We start from the raw sequence: 15656 nt of genomic DNA on the forward strand, positions 1-15656 counted from the left end.
AGGCTTAGCTGTGGAGAAAGCCCGTCAGCGGTGAAGAGGCCTGGGCAAGCTGGGAAATGGGGCCTACGCCGGCGCGATAAGCCTGGCGACCGGCGGCGACGGCATCGCCGAAGGCTTTGGCCATGGCGACGGGATCGTTGGCGGAGGCGATGGCCGTGTTGACCAAGCAGGCGGCGGCGCCCATTTCCATGGCTTCGCAGGCCTCAGAAGGACGGCCGATGCCGGCATCGACGATCACCGGCAGGGCGATTTCGGCGATCAAAATGCGGAGCAGTTCTTTGGTTTGGAGGCCGCGGTTGGAGCCAATCGGTGCACCGAGGGGCATGACGGCGGCGGCACCGGCATCGACGAGCGCCTTGGCCACCATCAGATCGGGACTGATGTAGGGCAGGACAACAAAGTCTTCCCGGGCCAAAATCTCCGTGGCTTTGACGGTTTCGTACCCGTCGGGCAAAAGATACTTGTTGTCGGCGATCACTTCGATTTTAATCCAGTTGCCACAGCCGGCAGCGCGGGCCAGGCGCGCGATGCGGACGGCCTCTTCGGCGGTTCGTGCTCCGGAGGTGTTCGGCAGTAACTGCACGGTTTTCGGAATGTGCCGCATCACATTATCGGTGGATGCGGCAAAATCAACGCGCCGCAACGCGACGGTGATTACTTCGGAACCGGACTGGGCAAGTACGTCCGGAATCAAGTGGTCCGAAGCGTATTTACCGGTGCCGACAAAGAGGCGGCTGGTCAGGGTCCGGCCACCCAGGACGAAGGGATCAAGGTGATATTCGGCCATGGTCAGCCCCCTCCCACAAAACGCAGTACTTCCAGGTTGTCCTTTTCCTGGAGTGTGATCGTGGCCCACTGATCCTGTTTGATGATCTGTCCGTTGTATTCCACGATGATGCCGGACAGATCGTCCATTTTTTTGGTCAGATAGGCCGATAAAGTTTGGGTGCCGGTCAGTTCTGCCGGCTGGCCGTTGACGGTGATGCCCATGAAAAAACTCCTTTCTGATGGGAAAGAGGCTAGTTGTACGTCAGCTTGCCTTTTTGATAAAGGTCAATCAGGTGGCCCACCGGGCCAGCACCTTGTCCGAGGGGCAGCGCATGGGTGATGGCGGCAGTGATGTAGGTTTTCGCTTGGCTGACCGCTTCGGCCACCGTGGCGCCCCGGGCGAGATACGAAGCAATCGCCGAAGAAAGAGTGCAGCCGGTGCCGTGGGTGTTTTTGGTGTCGATGCGTTTTCCTGGCAGGACCATGATCTGGTTACCGTCAAAAAGCAGGTCGTTGGCATCGTTGCAGCGGTGCCCTCCTTTGACGAGAACGTGCTTGGCGCCGCTCTGGGCAATCTGGCGGGCGGCCGCTTCCATACCGGCGGCGTCCTCGATGGTCAGCCCTGTGAGGGCCTCCGCTTCGGGAATGTTCGGTGTTGCTACGTCGGCGATGGCCAGCAGGTGGCGCAGTTCATCGACAGCCTCCGGCTGTAAGAGAAAATGACCGCTTTTGGCAACCATGACCGGGTCGACGACGATGTTCTTGGCGTCGTAGGCCTGCAGGGTTTCGCGAATGGTTCGGATGATCGGTGCGCTGCTGACCATACCGATTTTGACAGCCGCCGGTGGGATGTCTTCGAAAATGGCTTGCATCTGCTGGCGCACCATTTCCGGCGTGAGCTCGGTAACGGCAAAGACGCCGGTGGTGTTCTGAGCGGTGATCGCCGTGATCACGGTCATCCCGTAAACGCCGAGAGCACACATGGTTTTGAGATCGGCTTGGATGCCAGCACCGCCGGAGCAGTCCGAACCGGCAATCGAAAGAACAGGTTGCATAAAGATCCTCCTAATAAAAAAAGCCTGCGGAAAGCAAGCTTTTAAAAATTAGCCAACTTTCCTACGCCGGTATGACCCGGATCAGGTAATGAGGGTTGGATTGCTCCTCTCAGCCTTGCGGCACCCCTAGTGGATGTATGCAGTTGTGGATACTACCTTAAGTATAGGCGGGAAAAAGGCTGCTGGCAAGTGCCACGATCCTTTCCGGTAGCGTATTTATGCAAGATCATGCTCGTTCGAGCGAGGGGATACGTGTCAGGCGGTTAGGTGCTCTAAACGCATCGGAACGAGGTTTGAGCGCTTTTTGGATACTGCGTATACTGTATACAATGGATGCGTTAGGAATGAAAGGATTGTGGTACCATGCATTATCGAATGGAACGCGATATGATCGGCACGATGAATATCCCGCAAAGTGCCTACTACGGAATCCATACAGCACGGGCGGCGGAGAATTTTCGTGTATCCGGGCAAATGGTTCATCCGGAACTGATTCGGGCAATCGCGCTGGTAAAACAAGCGGCGGCAGAGACGAATATGGCCCTGGGGTTGCTCGATCGCCAGGTCGGCAATGCGATTGTCCGGGCAGCCGGTGAAGTGGCGCAGGGCAACCTGGCTGATCAATTTATCGTCGATGCGATGCAAGGCGGTGCCGGGACTTCGACCAACATGAATGTCAATGAAGTGATCGCCAACCGGGCGATTGAGATGCTCGGCGGCAGCAAAGGCGATTATACGGTCGTTCATCCGCTCAATCAGGTGAACTTGGCCCAATCGACCAATGATGTTTACCCAACGGCACTGCGCATCGCGACCATTCGGTTGCTGCGCCGACTTGCCGAAGCTTGCGCCACCTTGCTAAGTGCGCTGCAAGTAAAGGAAGCTGAATTTGCTGACATACTGAAGCTGGGGCGCACCGAGATGCAAGATGCGGTGCCTATTATGCTGGGGCAAACTTTTGCGGCCTGGGCCGAAGCGGTGGCACGGGATCGCCGGCGTTTCGGCGCAGTGGAAGAGCGTTTAGGACAAGTTAACCTTGGCGGCACCGCCATTGGCACGGGCATCAATGCGGACAGCCAATATATTGCTCAAGTAACAGAGCGCTTGCGTGACCTGGCAGGGCTGGCCCTGGGGCGCACAGAAAACATGATCGACAGTACACAAAATGCCGATATTTTTGTGGAAGTCTCGGGACTCTTAAAAGCCAGTGCTACGAATCTGATCAAAATAACCGCTGATTTGCGCTTGCTGTCATCCGGTCCCCGCGGTGGACTGGGGGAACTGCGGTTGCCCAAGCAACAAGCCGGCTCATCGATCATGCCGGGCAAAGTCAATCCGGTGATGACGGAGATGCTGACGCAAGTGGCCTACCAGGCAATGGCCCAGGATCTGGCGATTACGCTGGCGGCCCAGGGGGGGCAATTGGAACTCAATGCGTTTTTACCACTGATCACGGCCAACTTGCTGCCGGCCATCGATACGCTGGCGCGGGCGATCGAGTTGTTTGCGGAGCGGTGCGTCCGTGGAATTGAGGCCGTGCCGGAACGCTGCCGTGCTCATCTGGATAACAGCGTAGGTATCATTACGGCCCTGGCACCGTTGCTGGGCTATGATCAAGCGGCAGCTTTGGCTGGAGAAGCATTAGCCGAAAACCGAACCGTGCAGGATGTGCTCATGCAGTCCGGTATTTTTACCACCGAAGAATTAAAGGAATTATTGCGCCCGGAACATATGACGCGCCCGGGGATCATTGCGCGTTCGGGGCCATTAACGCGCTAGGCTTGAACCGAGGCCTGACCATGCCAGGCGATGATCTCGGGCGGTTTTTTTTCCGGGGCCGGCATCTTGCCCTGCGGATAGCCGATGATGATCGGAGCCACAACCTGATAATCAGCAGGGACGCCCAGCGATGCCTTGATGTCCGGTTGATCCAGCAGCGGCTGGGCAAAGCCGATCCAGCAAGTGCCCAATCCGAGGGCGTGGGCGGCTAGCATGAGGTTCTGGGCGGCGAGGCTACAGTCAACGATGGTACGGTGGCTTTCCGGTTTGCCGTAGATGACGAGCAACGTTGCTGCTTCATAGAAGATGTTGAACTTCGGGTTGGACAGGGCCGTTTCATAGCGGCGCAGGTTCGGCGCTTGTTCAAGCAACGTCAGGAGCAGCGCTTTGGCTTGGGTCGAAAACTCGGCCAATTTGGCGCGATCTTGAATAATGAGAAAAGCCCAGGGCTGAAAGTTCATCGCACTTGGCGCCTGGGTGGCCGCTTGGAGCAACTGCTCAATCGTTTCCTTGGTCACTGGTTGATCCGTATAGCGGCGAACAGAACGGCGTGTATAGAGTGCTTCCAGCAGTTCCATCGTGCGATCATCCTTCCAACATCGTATTTAGGCAATATCATACCATTTTGGGCGATGGGAAGCGAGCCCATGCCAAAAGCTGTGGTGCACCCTTCCCGGAACGGCGCGTATGGTAGAGGGAGTGCAAGAACGGGAATAGGGCAAGAACGGGAATGGGGCAAGAAAGGCAGGCGGAAAAAAGGATGGCTACTCGACCACCCATACTGCGTCAAGGCGATACCTTTGGCATTGTCACGCTGGGCAGTCCCTTGGCGCGGGAGATGATCGATGCCCGTGTAGCCTATTTAGAGAGTTTTGGCTTTAATGTAGTCCTCGGCCGCTACGTCTATGGGCAAGCGGGGTTTCTTGCCGCAACGGCGCAACAGCGGGCCGGCGACTTGATGGATATGTTTCGCAATCGCGATGTCAATGTGATTTTGCCGACGCGAGGCGGTGTCGGCGTGGCCGGCATCTTGCCTTTTTTGGACTATGCCGTGATTCGTAGCAACCCCAAGATCCTCTCCGGGTACAGCGACGTGACGATCTTGCTCAATACGCTCTATCAACAGGCGAATTTGATCACCTTTCACAGTTTGTTGCTGATCGATTTTCGTCCTGATACGCCGCCGTACAACTATAACCAGTTTTACGGCGTCACCGCGACCATAGCGCCACAGCGCCAGGTGCAAAACCCACCGGGCGTTTCGTTGGTCAGTGTCATCCCCGGCAACGTCACCGGACCGATCGTGGGCGGTAATTTGACGTCGCTCGTGGGGAGCCTGGGGACCGCTTTTGAGATCGATACGCGCGGTAAAATTTTCTTTTTGGAAGAGACCCATGAGCCGATCAATAGGGTCTACCGTTACCTGGAACATCTCCGGTTAGCCGGAAAGTTTCGCGATTGTATTGGCATCATCATGGGCGAGTGTACCAATTGCGCCGATGCCTACGGAAAAACGTACAGTGACTTGATCCGGGACGAGATCGTTCCGCTGCGTAAGCCCTTGATGACGAACTTGGCCAGCGGTCACGGCCTCTTTAAGGCGGCGATTCCCATCGGTGCGGTGGCCAATCTCAACACCCTCAATAATACGTTGACCATCGTGGAACCGACCGTCAGTGCACGCTAGCCGGCGGGGTAGTTGGGATGGAAGTCGCAGAAAAGGTACGGGCACGGCAGGGCCGTGCCGCTTTTATGAGCTAATATGGCTGTTGAGGCGATAGATGACCCAGGAAAGATAGGTAGCGAAGGTCGTCCAAAGCGCGTACGGAGCCAGCAGACCGGCAGCCAGCGGTGAGTACGTCCAAGTCGTTACAGCGATGAGCACGGCAGTGATGGCGATCAGCCCTGTGTCGAGGAACGAAAGCAGCAAGTTACGGCTGAAGGCCTGGCCGATAAAAAAGAGAATGCTGAATCCATAGTTGGCAGTGGCGAGCACTTTCCAGAACAGGGGCAGATTCCGAAGGCCCATGTTCCGGGAAAGTACGACCATGGCCAGGGAGATCAGGCCGTAGATCACCAGCCAGATGAAACCAATGACCATGCCGGGCGGTGACCAAGACGGTTTTTCCAGAGAGTCGATAACGTCGCGGTTCATCGGAAAGATCCAAGCAGGGATGATCAGCAACCCGTAAGTAAGCAAAAAAACAACAGCACGCATGGGTATCGCCTCCGGATCAACGTTGTATCGTAGAGAGTATTCCCGAAAAGAGAGGGGATACACCTAGCGTTGTGTAAGGGTTGATTGAATTCCCTTGGCGAAAAGGTGGCGATAAGCAAGGTGGCGATTTGCAATAAAAATAAGATAAGATAAGATACATAAAAAAAGCCGCTTACCTCCGGCAATATCTGCGGAGGCAAGCGGCTTTTGCGATTGTTGTAACTCAATTTGTAAGCGAGATGGAATTTTTGTTGATGGATTACGCGCTCACGCCGGCCCGGTAGGCCAAGTACTCATCAAAGGTGGACACACGGTCAATCAGCCCATCGGGTGTAATTTCAATGATCCGGTTGGCAATGGTCTGGACAAACTGGTGATCTTGCGAGACAAACAGCACCGTGCCGTCAAAAGCGATCAAGCCGTTGTTCAGCGCCGTGATCGATTCCAGATCAAGGTGGTTCGTCGGTTCGTCCAGGAGCAGCACGTTGGCAGCCGTCAGCATCATCCGCGAAAGCATGCAGCGCACTTTTTCGCCGCCTGAGAGCACGGTGGCTTTTTTCAGCGATTCCTCACCGGAGAAAAGCATGCGGCCCAGGAAGCCGCGGACGAAGTTCTCGTCTTGCTCTTTCGAGTACTGGCGCAGCCAGTCGACAAGGCTTAAGTCCACACCGTCGAAGTAGGCGCTGTTGTCTTTGGGGAAGTAGGCTTGCTTTGTCGTGATCCCCCATTTGAATTCGCCAGTGTCAGCGGTGAGTTCGCCCATGAGAATCTGGAACAAGGTTGTCTTGGCCAAGCTGTCGGGACCGACGAGGGCCACCTTATCACCGCGATTCAAGGTGAAGGAAACGTTATTAAGTACAGGGATGCCGTCGATGCTTTTGCACAGATCGGTGACGGTGAGAATATCTTTACCGGCTTCACGCTCGGATTTAAAGTCCACATAAGGGAACTTGCGGCTCGACGGTTTGATATCGTCAAGGGTCAGCTTCTCGAGCTGCTTTTTCCGTGATGTAGCTTGCTTGGACTTGGAGGCATTGGCGCTAAAGCGGCGGATGAATTGCTCTAGTTCCTTGATCTTCTCTTCTTTTTTCTTGTTGGCGTTGCGGCTCAGTTGCAGTGCCAACTGGCTCGATTCATACCAGAAGTCATAGTTACCGACATAAAGCTGCACTTTGCCAAAGTCGATGTCGACGATGTGCGTGCAGACTTGATTCAAAAAGTGGCGATCGTGAGAAACGACGATGACCGTGCCTTTGAAGGAGTAGAGGAAGTTCTCCAGCCAGGTGATCGACGCAATATCGAGATGGTTCGTCGGTTCGTCGAGCAGCAGGATGTGGGGGTTGCCGAAGAGCGCCTGTGCCAGGAGGACGCGCACTTTTTGCGGGCCGTCCAGGTCTTTCATCAGGCACTGGTGCAGTTCGTCAGCGATGCCCAAGCCCACGAGCAGTTCGGCCGCTTCCGACTCGGCATCCCAGCCGTTTAACTCGGCAAATTCGCCTTCCAGTTCCGCCGCGCGGATGCCGTCTTCTTCGGAAAAATCGCTCTTGGCGTAGAGTTCATTTTTTTCTTCCATGATGCGATAAAGGCGGGCATGACCCATGATCACGGTATCGAGCACGGGATATTCATCATAGGCATAGTGGTCTTGCTTTAAGACAGCGAGGCGCTCGCCCGGTGTGATAAAAACATCCCCACGATCGGCTTCCAGATCGCCGGAGAGGATTTTGAGAAAAGTCGATTTGCCGGCACCGTTGGCACCGATCAGCCCGTAACAGTTGCCGGGCAGAAATTTAATCGTCGCGTCTTCAAACAGGGTGCGCTTGCCAAAGCGCAGGGTAATGCCGTCCGTACTGATCACGTGATACGCTCCTTTTTTATCTCATGTGGGTAGGAATAATGGTTTGGAAAAGCGAAAAAAAGATGAAACTGATTCCAGGGAAAAGTACGCCACATCGTGGCATGATAACCAGTTCAGTATAACCCATTGCCACGTAAAGGGCAAAGAAAATCAACGTTGGCAACGAGGGACGAAAACAAGGGACGAAAAGGAAGCACAAAACGGTGTGCGAAATGAAGTACAAGGGAGGACTAGTGATGAAACAAGCCATATCGACAGCCGGTGCGCCGGCGGCCATCGGTCCCTATTCGCAAGCGATGGTGGTGGGCAATCTCGTGATGACGAGCGGGCAAATTCCCTTGACGCCGGCCGGGGAACTGGTCGGAGAGGGCATTGAAGCGCAAACACGGCAATGCCTGGAGAATGTGCAAGCGATTCTTCAGGAAGCGGGCTTGACGATGAACCATGTTGTCAAGACAACGGTGTTTTTGCAGGATATGAATGATTTTGCGGCCATGAACGGTGTTTACGGACAGTTTTTTCAAGAGCCCTTTCCGGTACGCTCTTGTGTACAGGTCGCGCGCCTTCCCCGCGATGTGCGTGTCGAAATCGAGGCGATGGCGCTTCGACCGTAGTGGCTTGCCAGGACGGCTTCTTTTATGGCATGATAGCACTGATTCCCACCTGCCCCGCCCGAACTTGCGGTGATGATGGTTACAATAATGAATGGGGAGCCTGATCAGGGCGGTGATCAGGACAGCGAAGGGAGCGCAACCATGACGAACGAACGTAAGCAGTACAGTGCACCACCGGCGATGGTGATTGATCCACAAAAAAGCTACAAGGCCACTTTCACCACCACCATGGGCAACTTTCAAATTGAATTGCTGCCGGCCAACGCACCGAATACGGTAAATAACTTTGTGTTTCTGGCGCGCGATCACTTTTATGACGGTGTGGTCTTTCACCGCATTATCAAAGATTTTATGATTCAAACCGGTTGTCCCCAGGGAACGGGTACCGGCGGCCCGGGCTATCGCTTTGCCGATGAACTGCCGCCACAATTGCCTTATGAAGCGGGGATCGTGGCCATGGCCAATGCCGGTCCCAATACCAACGGCAGTCAATTTTTTATCTGTAACGGTAAAAGTGCCCGTAACCTGAACAGCTATCCCAACTACACGGTTTTTGGGCGTGTGGTGGACGGTATGGACGTGGTGCTGGCGATTTCGGCGGTGCCGGTGGGACGGAGCCCCCATGGGGAGATGAGCCGTCCGCTGGAACCGGTGACGATCGAGAAGGTGACGATCGAAGAGGCCTAAGGGTCTGTAGACGTCTGTAGGCGTCTGTGGGCGTCTGTGGGCGTCCTGACGTACGCGGACAGCGAAGGGTTCTCCAGTGGGTTCTAGGGGACCCTTCGCTGGCGGCAAAAGCACGGAAGAAGATGATGGAGCAGGGGCGCTTGTGGGACAAGGGCCTTTTTTTGCTCATCGGGGAATTGGATCACAGGAGGCGGGCATGATCAAACGGCTGACCCTGGATTATCTACGCACCTTGATGCGCCGCGCCGATGCCAAAGGGCGCAGTTTTGCCGATACGCAGGCGCTGCTGGAAGCTGGTCCGACCTTTTTTGCTTATCTGGAATGGTTGATTGTGCCGATGGATGGGCAAGAGCGAGCTTCGATCAGCGAGGACCGGATGCGCGTCGTCGGTTCGGACGGTTGGTCGCTTCGGCCATGGGAACAGGTGATCTTTGGGCAAATCTTGCGGCAGCGGCTTTTTTTCTGCGCCCTCGATGATGTGGTTATGCTGGCCGATTTGCACCGGGCCATGGGAGACTTGGCCGAAGTATATGGCCGGCAAGTTGTCCTTGACGCATGGCGGGCTTGGGAAGAGCGTGTGCTGGCGGCGAAACCGGTTTGCCCTCATGACGATGGGCTGGCCTGCGTGATTGCCGAGATCCTACGTACGGGTGATCGCGCTGCCAGGGAAGCGTTGTTGACGCACTTGCTTGTCTACCGGCGCACACTGGCCGATGCACCTGATGCGGATGCACTTGATGAGGAAGCTGGGGAATCGGCGGGAGAACCGTTAAGAGAACCGATAGCCTGGCTTGCCGAGGAGGTACGCTGTGCCCGGGAAAAAGCGGCAGCCATCGTGACAGCGCTGCGCCCCTTTGATCAGATTGCTGCAAGCCATGGCCGGCCGGCGCCAAAACTGCGGCAAGCGCACTGGATGGAATGCGTAAGCTACTACCGCCATGCTCACCGAGGGTTGTCCTTGATCATCGAAGAGCCCGACCCGGTGCGGCAAGGTCAAGGGCTGGCCTTGCTGCTGCGGGAGCGACATTTTCCCTGGACGGAGCATCTCTCATCGGATGCCTCCTTCGTGCAGGTCTTGTCCGCTCTTGTTCAGGACCGCCAAGCGTGCCTGCGGTGGCTGCGACAGTTGACCGCGCCGACCGTACCGGCGGCGCTACGTTGGCTATTGTTGTGGTATGGATTGGCCGGTGCCGGCGATTCAAGCGCGGTGGGGGAAGTGTTGGCGAAGGCCTATCAGGACGAGCGAAAAACCGGACAAAAACAACGGTTGTTGATCGATGCTCCCAATCTGGCGGTGATCGAGCAGCGTTGTGCTCAGGTGGTCCACGGCAACTCAGCAGGTGCAACCGCAGCGGCATTGACGCTGGCCGGTGATCTGTTGCCTGCCGCGCGACTGCACCAACTGGCAGTGCAGCTTTGCCGCCATTGGGGCCTGGAGGCCGGTCAATTTTCGCCGGAACTGCAGGCTTGCGGCTTGCGATGGCTTGGCATGAATGCGGCAGGAACACCGCTCACCGGAGAGGCGCTACGGAATCAATTGCGCCGCCGCCCCGGTGCCTTTGCGTTTGACGGTACGCAGGCGGAATTGGAAGACCGCCTGTGGACGTACCGCTTGCTGACACCGGGTCTGCTCGAGCCGGAGCAGGGTGAAGTCCTGTTGCGGGCCGTCGTGCAGCCGGAAGTGGAAGATGAAGCGGCAATCGATGCGTTGTTTGCCGGATTAAAAGATTGCTAGATTGCTAGATCGATAGATTGCTGGATTGCAGGGGAAAGGGTGGACTCCATGGCACGAACGACCCGCTACTACGTAGGGATTGACTTTGGCACAACGAACAGTTCAGTAGCTCGTATTGCGGTGAAGGCGCGCCGTTCCCGCCGGCAGCCCGATGTGGCGCCGGAAGTACTGGCGCTACAGAACGGTTACGGGACCAAAGAACTGGTCCGCACGGTGCTCTTTTTCAGTCCCGATGGCCGGGTCATGACCGAAGAAGTGCCGGCCTTTGAGCAGCCGGAACGGGGAGTCTTGTCCTTAAAGCGCAAGATTATGGAAAACCGCCACTACACCAAAACCATCAACGGCCGCGTCTACCGGGCCGAGGAATTGGTGGGGCTTTTTCTCCAGGAATTATTGCGGCAAGCGGAATTGCGCTTGTCGATGATTGAGCGGTTGGTGCTCAGTGTACCGACGGGCGATCGTCACGACTGGAAAGATGTATTGCTGGCCGGTGCGGTTCGTTGCGGGATCAAAGAAGAGCAAGTTTGGTTTGTCGATGAGCCGATCGCTGTACTTTGGGACTATAAAGATACCTTGGTACGACGCTTGCCTGATGATGCGCCGGTGCTGGTTTTTGATTTTGGCGGCGGCACCTTGGATCTGGCGGTGATGGACAAAGGACATTCCTTATCGAGCACCGACCCGGCGGCGGATCATCACCGGCGCAGCTTGATCTGGGCCAAGCGCGGTATTCCCGTGGGCGGTGATGATCTGGACGAAGTGATCTTGCGCTTGCTCATTGAAAAAGGCCAAGCCCAAGGCAATGTGGTCTGTCAGCAGATCAATACGGAACTGTTTGCATCGCCGGAACGGTTAGGGCGATTTCGTGAGCATCCGGTCTATGCACGGTTAAAACGCCATGCCGAGTTGATCAAAGCGGAACTGAGCCACGTGGAAGCGGTGCCGGTCGCGATTCCGCCGCTGTTGCCCCGGGTGGATCGGATGGGACTGGTGGGCTTACGCATGGAGCGGGATGAATGGGTGCAGGCGGCCGAGCCGATCTGGGCGCAGATCCGGGAAGGGCTGTGCCGTCTGGATCAGGATCTGCAAGCCAATCAGGGCAAAAGCTTGGCCGATGTGCAGGCGGTACTGCTTTCCGGCGGCAGCAGTCAAGTTCCCTATGTGATGGATTTGCTGGAGGAAGCGCTGCCGCAGGCACGGTTAATTTTTGATGAGCATCTGCAAACACGGATTTGTCGCGGCAATGCCCGTTATGGCCGCGATGACCATGAATGGGCGCTGGAGGATACGGTCGGTGTGGCCATCGGGGTGTACAACCACCGACAAGGTAAGGTCAATGTGTTGATTCCGGAGAACAGCACCTACCCGGTGGAGGTGACACGCCGCATAGCCACGACGCGCCCGGAACAGCGGGCCATCGATATCCGGCCCATGATCGGTAAAGACGGCGCTTTTCAACCGTTATACCGCGATGCTCAGGCGGTAGCTTGTCGCATGCAGATTCAGCCGGTGGCTACGGTCGGCGATTATGAGCGGTTTTCGCTGACCTTGACGTTGGATAAATCGCAGCGTCTACAAATTCGTGCATACGATCATCAGTTTGATGAGACCGTCGGCGTGGAGGAGATTGCCTGGCCCGAGGAACCGCAACTGCCTTGACGGAAGCTTTCCGGCATGCCCGGTGGAAGGTTACCATAGGATGATCGCGAGGAAGATCGCAAAAGCCCGCAAGCCACTGCAAAGGCTGCGGGTTGCGTTGCTTTGGGTTGTGCCTGGGTAGAGAAGAACGAGGTGAGAGTTATCATTTTTCAACCCATAGGTTTAGAGGATCAAGCGTTGTTTCGTTCCTACTTACGCCAACGCCGTGATGAGGGCTCGGAATGTAATTTTACAACACTTTATATCTGGCGCCGGGCGTTTCAAACGGCATGGATGATTCTGGGCGATCACTTGGTGGTGCAAGCCGGCCGGGGGGAAAGGTACTTTTTACCGCCTTTTGGACCGGACGATGAACGCCTGGATGAAGTCATCCAGCAGTTGCAAGCGTTTTGCCGGGTGCAAGGGATGACCTGGGTCATGCGTGGAACGCCCGATTGGCTCGTTTGCCGGTTAGCGACACGCTTTCCCGGCAAGTACCGTTTTCGGGCTGATCGGGCCAGCTATGACTATGTATACCGGGCTCAAGATCTGATCGAACTGGGCGGGCGGAAGTATCAAGCGAAGCGCAATCATCTGCATAAGTTCGAAAAGGAATATCCGAACCATCGCTATGTGCCCTTGACGGAAGAGTGGATCGGCGCTTGTCTGGACAATGAACGGGAATGGTGCAGTCAACGCGGCTGTGACCAAGATGAGAACCTGCGTCTGGAAAAAGAGGCCATTACCGATGCCCTCGATCATTTTTTGGAGTTAGGCGTTACCGGCGGTGTGTTGATCATCCGGGACAAAGTGGAGGCTTTTACCTTTGGGGAAGCGCTTCATGCCGATACGGCATTGATCCATGTGGAAAAAGCGAATCCCAATATTGCCGGCTGTTATCCCTTTATTAACCGTGAATTTTGCCGGCAAGCCTGGTCAACGATGACCTATATCAATCGGGAAGAAGATCTGGGCTTGGAGGGCTTACGCAAAGCCAAACTGTCTTATCGTCCGGTCAAGTTTGTGAAAAAATATACGGTGACGTTGGCCTAAGCCGAGGCAAATTAAGTGCAGAAACGAAGTGGAGTGACAACGGTGGAATATCGCATGGCCGGGCCGGCTGATCAAGCGGCGATTCAATGGCTTTGGGATTACTGTTTTGAACGCGAAAGCGATCCCTTTTATCAATGGTATTTTTCACAGTACTACGCCCTTGACCGTGTGCTGGGCGGCTATGACGGGGATCAAATGGACTGTTGTTTACACTTGAATCCCTATACGCTGGAACTGCGCGGGCGAGCCGTGCCGGTGTCCTACATTGTCGGTGTGGCCACAAGGCCGGAAGCGCGCCGTGGCGGTGCGGTGCGGGGTTTGTTGCAAGCATCGCTGGGGGAGATGCGGCGGCGCGAGATCGCCGTCAGCATCCTCATGCCTTCCGCCGTCGGGTTCTACCGGCCCCTGCATTGGGAATTTTGCTATCACCGCTTGGTCTATAAATTAAGCCCGATGGATCTCAAGGGCTTTCAAGGCGGACCGGGACGCATGCGTCCGGCAACGATGGATGATTTCGGTCGCATGCAAGCCATTTATCGCACGTTTTTAGCCGAGAAGCACGGCTATGTGCTGCGCAGTTTTGCCAACTGGCAGCAACTTTTTGAAGAGCATACCCTCGGCGGCGGCCGGATCTACATCCTGGAGGAGGGCGCTGCGCCCATCGGCTACCTCTTCTATGCTCTCCAAGGAAGTACGCTGGTGGTCCGGGAGATGGCTTTTGTCGATGGCGCGGCCCAGACGAGTTTGCTGCAGTTTTTACACAATCACCGCTCGCAAGTCGAGCACATTGAGTGGAATGCAGCCATTGATGATGACGTGCTGTTTAGCTTGCCGAACCCCAAGGGGCAGGTGCTGTTGGAGCCGATGATGACGGGGCGCATTGTCGATGTGGCCGCCGCCTTTACCGGTTTGCCCTGGTCGGGCAGTACGGCGCCAATCCGGCTGCGTGTGGATGACCCGTTGGCGCCTTGGAATGATCAGCTTTTCTTGCTAGAAGAGCAAGACGGTTGCGTGACGGTGACGCCCTGCGGTGAAGGAACGGGCGATGTGCGCTGTTCCATCGGTGCGTTGACGCAGCTGCTTTTTGGCCGGTTGTCCGTAGAGGAGTTGCATCGAGCCGGTCGTTGCCAAGGGGAGGCCATCGCGATGGCTGCTTTATCGACCTTGTTGCCGCCGATGATCAATTATATTAATGAATATTACTAAGCTAGAAAGGCGCGAGGATTCGCGTCTTTTTGATTTTTCCGGAACAGCGGACTATTGGTCCCAGCGGAAGCGTAAGGTAAAAAAAGTAGCCGAAGGTTGGCAAAAAGATGTTTGTTTTGGCAACCTTCACAAAAGAATCAGCAGAAGGAGCTGATTAGGATGAACAAGCGATTCCTGATGGCGGTTGCCGGCATCGGTCTGTTGATCGGTGGTGCCTACGATGTCATCGACGGTCAACCGTTTCATTTTCTCCGGGAAGCAACAGTGAGAAAAACCGTAGCGACCACTGCACCGGAAAACGCGCTGACGTTGCTGCAGGACGGCAATCGGCGTTTTGTTGAGGGCGAGCCAGTGGCTGTTGATCTGCGTGCGCAAAAGCGCCAAGCCCTGGTGCAAGGGCAAACCCCTTTTGCGGTGGTCGTCAGTTGTTCTGATTCCCGGGTGCCGCCGGAACTGATCTTTAACCAGGGGTTGGGCGATCTTTTTGTGATCCGGGTAGCCGGGAACGTGGTGGACGACCATGAGATCGGCAGTGTGGAGTACGCTGTGGAACACCTAAAAGCGCCGTTGGTGGTTGTGTTGGGTCACGAAAAATGTGGTGCTGTAGCCGCCACTGTTCAAGGCGGCGAAGTGCACGGCCACATCGATGAGATCGTGAAAAAAATCAAACCTTCGGTGGAAAAAGCCAAAGCCAGCAGTGTTAGCGGCAATGATCTGGTGGAAGAAGCGGTTGTTGAAAATGTGAGAAACACGGTCAATGCGTTAGAAAAAAGCGCCATCATCAAAGCGGCCATCCAAAAGCAAGCGATCCTGCTTGTAGGAGCAAAGTATGACTTGGATGAGGGCCAGGTGCAGTGGCTGAACCAACCGGTAACCGCCACGACCCAGCCCAACTAAGCCCGAACCGGCAAGTCACGCCGGGACTTTGATGCAGATGGTTGTGGGATGGCCCGGATTCAGGTAAGATGAACGTGGCAAGTTGTGCGATTTCCGCAATGGATGTCGATAGAAGTAGTGCTGATGGTGTTGCGACAAGGAGGAGAAT

Annotated in this window: 15 protein-coding genes and 1 riboswitch; of the genes, 9 read left to right on the forward strand and 6 right to left on the reverse strand. The window is 55.8% G+C overall.

Annotated elements, in window-relative coordinates; all coding sequences use genetic code 11:
- Nucleotides 1-4: 4 nt before the first annotated feature.
- The 3 genes from EDD73_RS04585 to thiD are packed head-to-tail and all read right to left on the reverse strand — an operon-like array spanning nucleotide 5 to nucleotide 1823.
- The gene (locus EDD73_RS04585; RefSeq protein WP_131918599.1) at nucleotides 5-787 is read right to left on the reverse strand and encodes a thiazole synthase; all 783 of its coding nucleotides are present in this window, start codon (nucleotides 785-787) and stop codon (nucleotides 5-7) included.
- Nucleotides 788-789: 2 nt separating this feature from the next.
- Nucleotides 790-990 carry a sulfur carrier protein ThiS gene (gene thiS / locus EDD73_RS04590; RefSeq protein ID WP_131918600.1) on the reverse strand — a complete coding sequence of 67 codons (201 nt, stop codon included), beginning with the start codon at nucleotides 988-990 and terminating at the stop codon, nucleotides 790-792.
- Between the two features lie 29 nt (nucleotides 991-1019).
- Entirely contained in the window at nucleotides 1020-1823 is an 804-nt protein-coding gene (gene thiD / locus EDD73_RS04595; RefSeq protein ID WP_131918601.1) for a bifunctional hydroxymethylpyrimidine kinase/phosphomethylpyrimidine kinase, read from the reverse strand.
- A gap of 41 nt (nucleotides 1824-1864) precedes the next feature.
- Nucleotides 1865-1961: riboswitch (TPP riboswitch) on the reverse strand.
- A 225-nt stretch (nucleotides 1962-2186) separates the two neighbouring features.
- Between thiD and EDD73_RS04600 the strand changes: the two genes are divergently transcribed.
- Entirely contained in the window at nucleotides 2187-3602 is a 1416-nt protein-coding gene (locus tag EDD73_RS04600) for an aspartate ammonia-lyase (RefSeq protein ID WP_131918602.1), read from the forward strand.
- Here EDD73_RS04600 and EDD73_RS04605 read toward each other — a convergent pair.
- Nucleotides 3599-4180, reverse strand: a complete 582-nt coding sequence (locus EDD73_RS04605; RefSeq protein WP_131918603.1) for a nitroreductase family protein — start codon at nucleotides 4178-4180, stop codon at nucleotides 3599-3601. The genes EDD73_RS04600 and EDD73_RS04605 overlap by 4 nt on opposite strands.
- A gap of 182 nt (nucleotides 4181-4362) precedes the next feature.
- Here EDD73_RS04605 and EDD73_RS04610 point away from each other — a divergent pair, with 182 nt between their 5' ends.
- Nucleotides 4363-5289, forward strand: a complete 927-nt coding sequence (locus EDD73_RS04610; RefSeq protein ID WP_131918604.1) for a S66 peptidase family protein — start codon at nucleotides 4363-4365, stop codon at nucleotides 5287-5289.
- Between the two features lie 63 nt (nucleotides 5290-5352).
- Here EDD73_RS04610 and EDD73_RS04615 read toward each other — a convergent pair whose 3' ends face one another.
- Both EDD73_RS04615 and EDD73_RS04620 read right to left on the reverse strand, forming a co-directional pair.
- Nucleotides 5353-5820 (reverse strand): TspO/MBR family protein, encoded by a 468-nt coding sequence (locus EDD73_RS04615; protein WP_131918605.1) that lies wholly within the window; start codon nucleotides 5818-5820, stop codon nucleotides 5353-5355.
- Nucleotides 5821-6079: 259 nt separating this feature from the next.
- Nucleotides 6080-7678, reverse strand: coding sequence for an ABC-F family ATP-binding cassette domain-containing protein (locus tag EDD73_RS04620; protein WP_131918606.1), 1599 nt, complete (start codon nucleotides 7676-7678; stop codon nucleotides 6080-6082).
- A gap of 236 nt (nucleotides 7679-7914) precedes the next feature.
- Here EDD73_RS04620 and EDD73_RS04625 point away from each other — a divergent pair, with 236 nt between their 5' ends.
- From EDD73_RS04625 to EDD73_RS04655, 7 genes are all read left to right on the forward strand, one after another.
- Nucleotides 7915-8292, forward strand: coding sequence for a RidA family protein (locus EDD73_RS04625; protein ID WP_131918607.1), 378 nt, complete (start codon nucleotides 7915-7917; stop codon nucleotides 8290-8292).
- A 141-nt stretch (nucleotides 8293-8433) separates the two neighbouring features.
- On the forward strand, nucleotides 8434-8979 hold the full coding sequence (locus EDD73_RS04630) for a peptidylprolyl isomerase (RefSeq protein WP_243116794.1): 546 nt from the start codon (nucleotides 8434-8436) through the stop codon (nucleotides 8977-8979).
- A 196-nt stretch (nucleotides 8980-9175) separates the two neighbouring features.
- Nucleotides 9176-10714, forward strand: coding sequence for a hypothetical protein (locus EDD73_RS04635; RefSeq protein WP_131918608.1), 1539 nt, complete (start codon nucleotides 9176-9178; stop codon nucleotides 10712-10714).
- 48 nt (nucleotides 10715-10762) lie between these two features.
- On the forward strand, nucleotides 10763-12373 hold the full coding sequence (locus EDD73_RS04640; RefSeq protein WP_131918609.1) for an Hsp70 family protein: 1611 nt from the start codon (nucleotides 10763-10765) through the stop codon (nucleotides 12371-12373).
- A 177-nt stretch (nucleotides 12374-12550) separates the two neighbouring features.
- The gene (locus tag EDD73_RS04645; protein WP_165876321.1) at nucleotides 12551-13405 is read left to right on the forward strand and encodes a DUF2156 domain-containing protein; all 855 of its coding nucleotides are present in this window, start codon (nucleotides 12551-12553) and stop codon (nucleotides 13403-13405) included.
- A 15-nt stretch (nucleotides 13406-13420) separates the two neighbouring features.
- The gene (locus EDD73_RS04650) at nucleotides 13421-14611 is read left to right on the forward strand and encodes a GNAT family N-acetyltransferase (protein WP_131918611.1); all 1191 of its coding nucleotides are present in this window, start codon (nucleotides 13421-13423) and stop codon (nucleotides 14609-14611) included.
- Between the two features lie 159 nt (nucleotides 14612-14770).
- Nucleotides 14771-15508, forward strand: a complete 738-nt coding sequence (locus EDD73_RS04655) for a carbonic anhydrase (protein ID WP_131918612.1) — start codon at nucleotides 14771-14773, stop codon at nucleotides 15506-15508.
- Nucleotides 15509-15656 lie beyond the last annotated feature (148 nt).

Origin of the sequence: Heliophilum fasciatum, assembly GCF_004341395.1 — a bacterium.
In the GTDB taxonomy this organism is placed as follows: Bacteria; Bacillota; Desulfitobacteriia; order Heliobacteriales; family Heliobacteriaceae; genus Heliophilum; species Heliophilum fasciatum.

Bases quoted from the DNA above. Each gene is read 5' to 3' on its own strand.
- EDD73_RS04585 (WP_131918599.1), bottom strand. From the start codon at position 787: ATGGCCGAATATCACCTTGATCCCTTCGTCCTGGGTGGCCGGACCCTG.
- thiS (WP_131918600.1), bottom strand. From the start codon at position 990: ATGGGCATCACCGTCAACGGCCAGCCGGCAGAACTGACCGGCACCCAA.
- thiD (WP_131918601.1), bottom strand. From the start codon at position 1,823: ATGCAACCTGTTCTTTCGATTGCCGGTTCGGACTGCTCCGGCGGTGCT.
- EDD73_RS04600 (WP_131918602.1), top strand. From the start codon at position 2,187: ATGCATTATCGAATGGAACGCGATATGATCGGCACGATGAATATCCCG.
- EDD73_RS04605 (WP_131918603.1), bottom strand. From the start codon at position 4,180: ATGGAACTGCTGGAAGCACTCTATACACGCCGTTCTGTTCGCCGCTAT.
- EDD73_RS04610 (WP_131918604.1), top strand. From the start codon at position 4,363: ATGGCTACTCGACCACCCATACTGCGTCAAGGCGATACCTTTGGCATT.
- EDD73_RS04615 (WP_131918605.1), bottom strand. From the start codon at position 5,820: ATGCGTGCTGTTGTTTTTTTGCTTACTTACGGGTTGCTGATCATCCCT.
- EDD73_RS04625 (WP_131918607.1), top strand. From the start codon at position 7,915: ATGAAACAAGCCATATCGACAGCCGGTGCGCCGGCGGCCATCGGTCCC.
- EDD73_RS04630 (WP_243116794.1), top strand. From the start codon at position 8,434: ATGACGAACGAACGTAAGCAGTACAGTGCACCACCGGCGATGGTGATT.
- EDD73_RS04635 (WP_131918608.1), top strand. From the start codon at position 9,176: ATGATCAAACGGCTGACCCTGGATTATCTACGCACCTTGATGCGCCGC.
- EDD73_RS04640 (WP_131918609.1), top strand. From the start codon at position 10,763: ATGGCACGAACGACCCGCTACTACGTAGGGATTGACTTTGGCACAACG.
- EDD73_RS04655 (WP_131918612.1), top strand. From the start codon at position 14,771: ATGAACAAGCGATTCCTGATGGCGGTTGCCGGCATCGGTCTGTTGATC.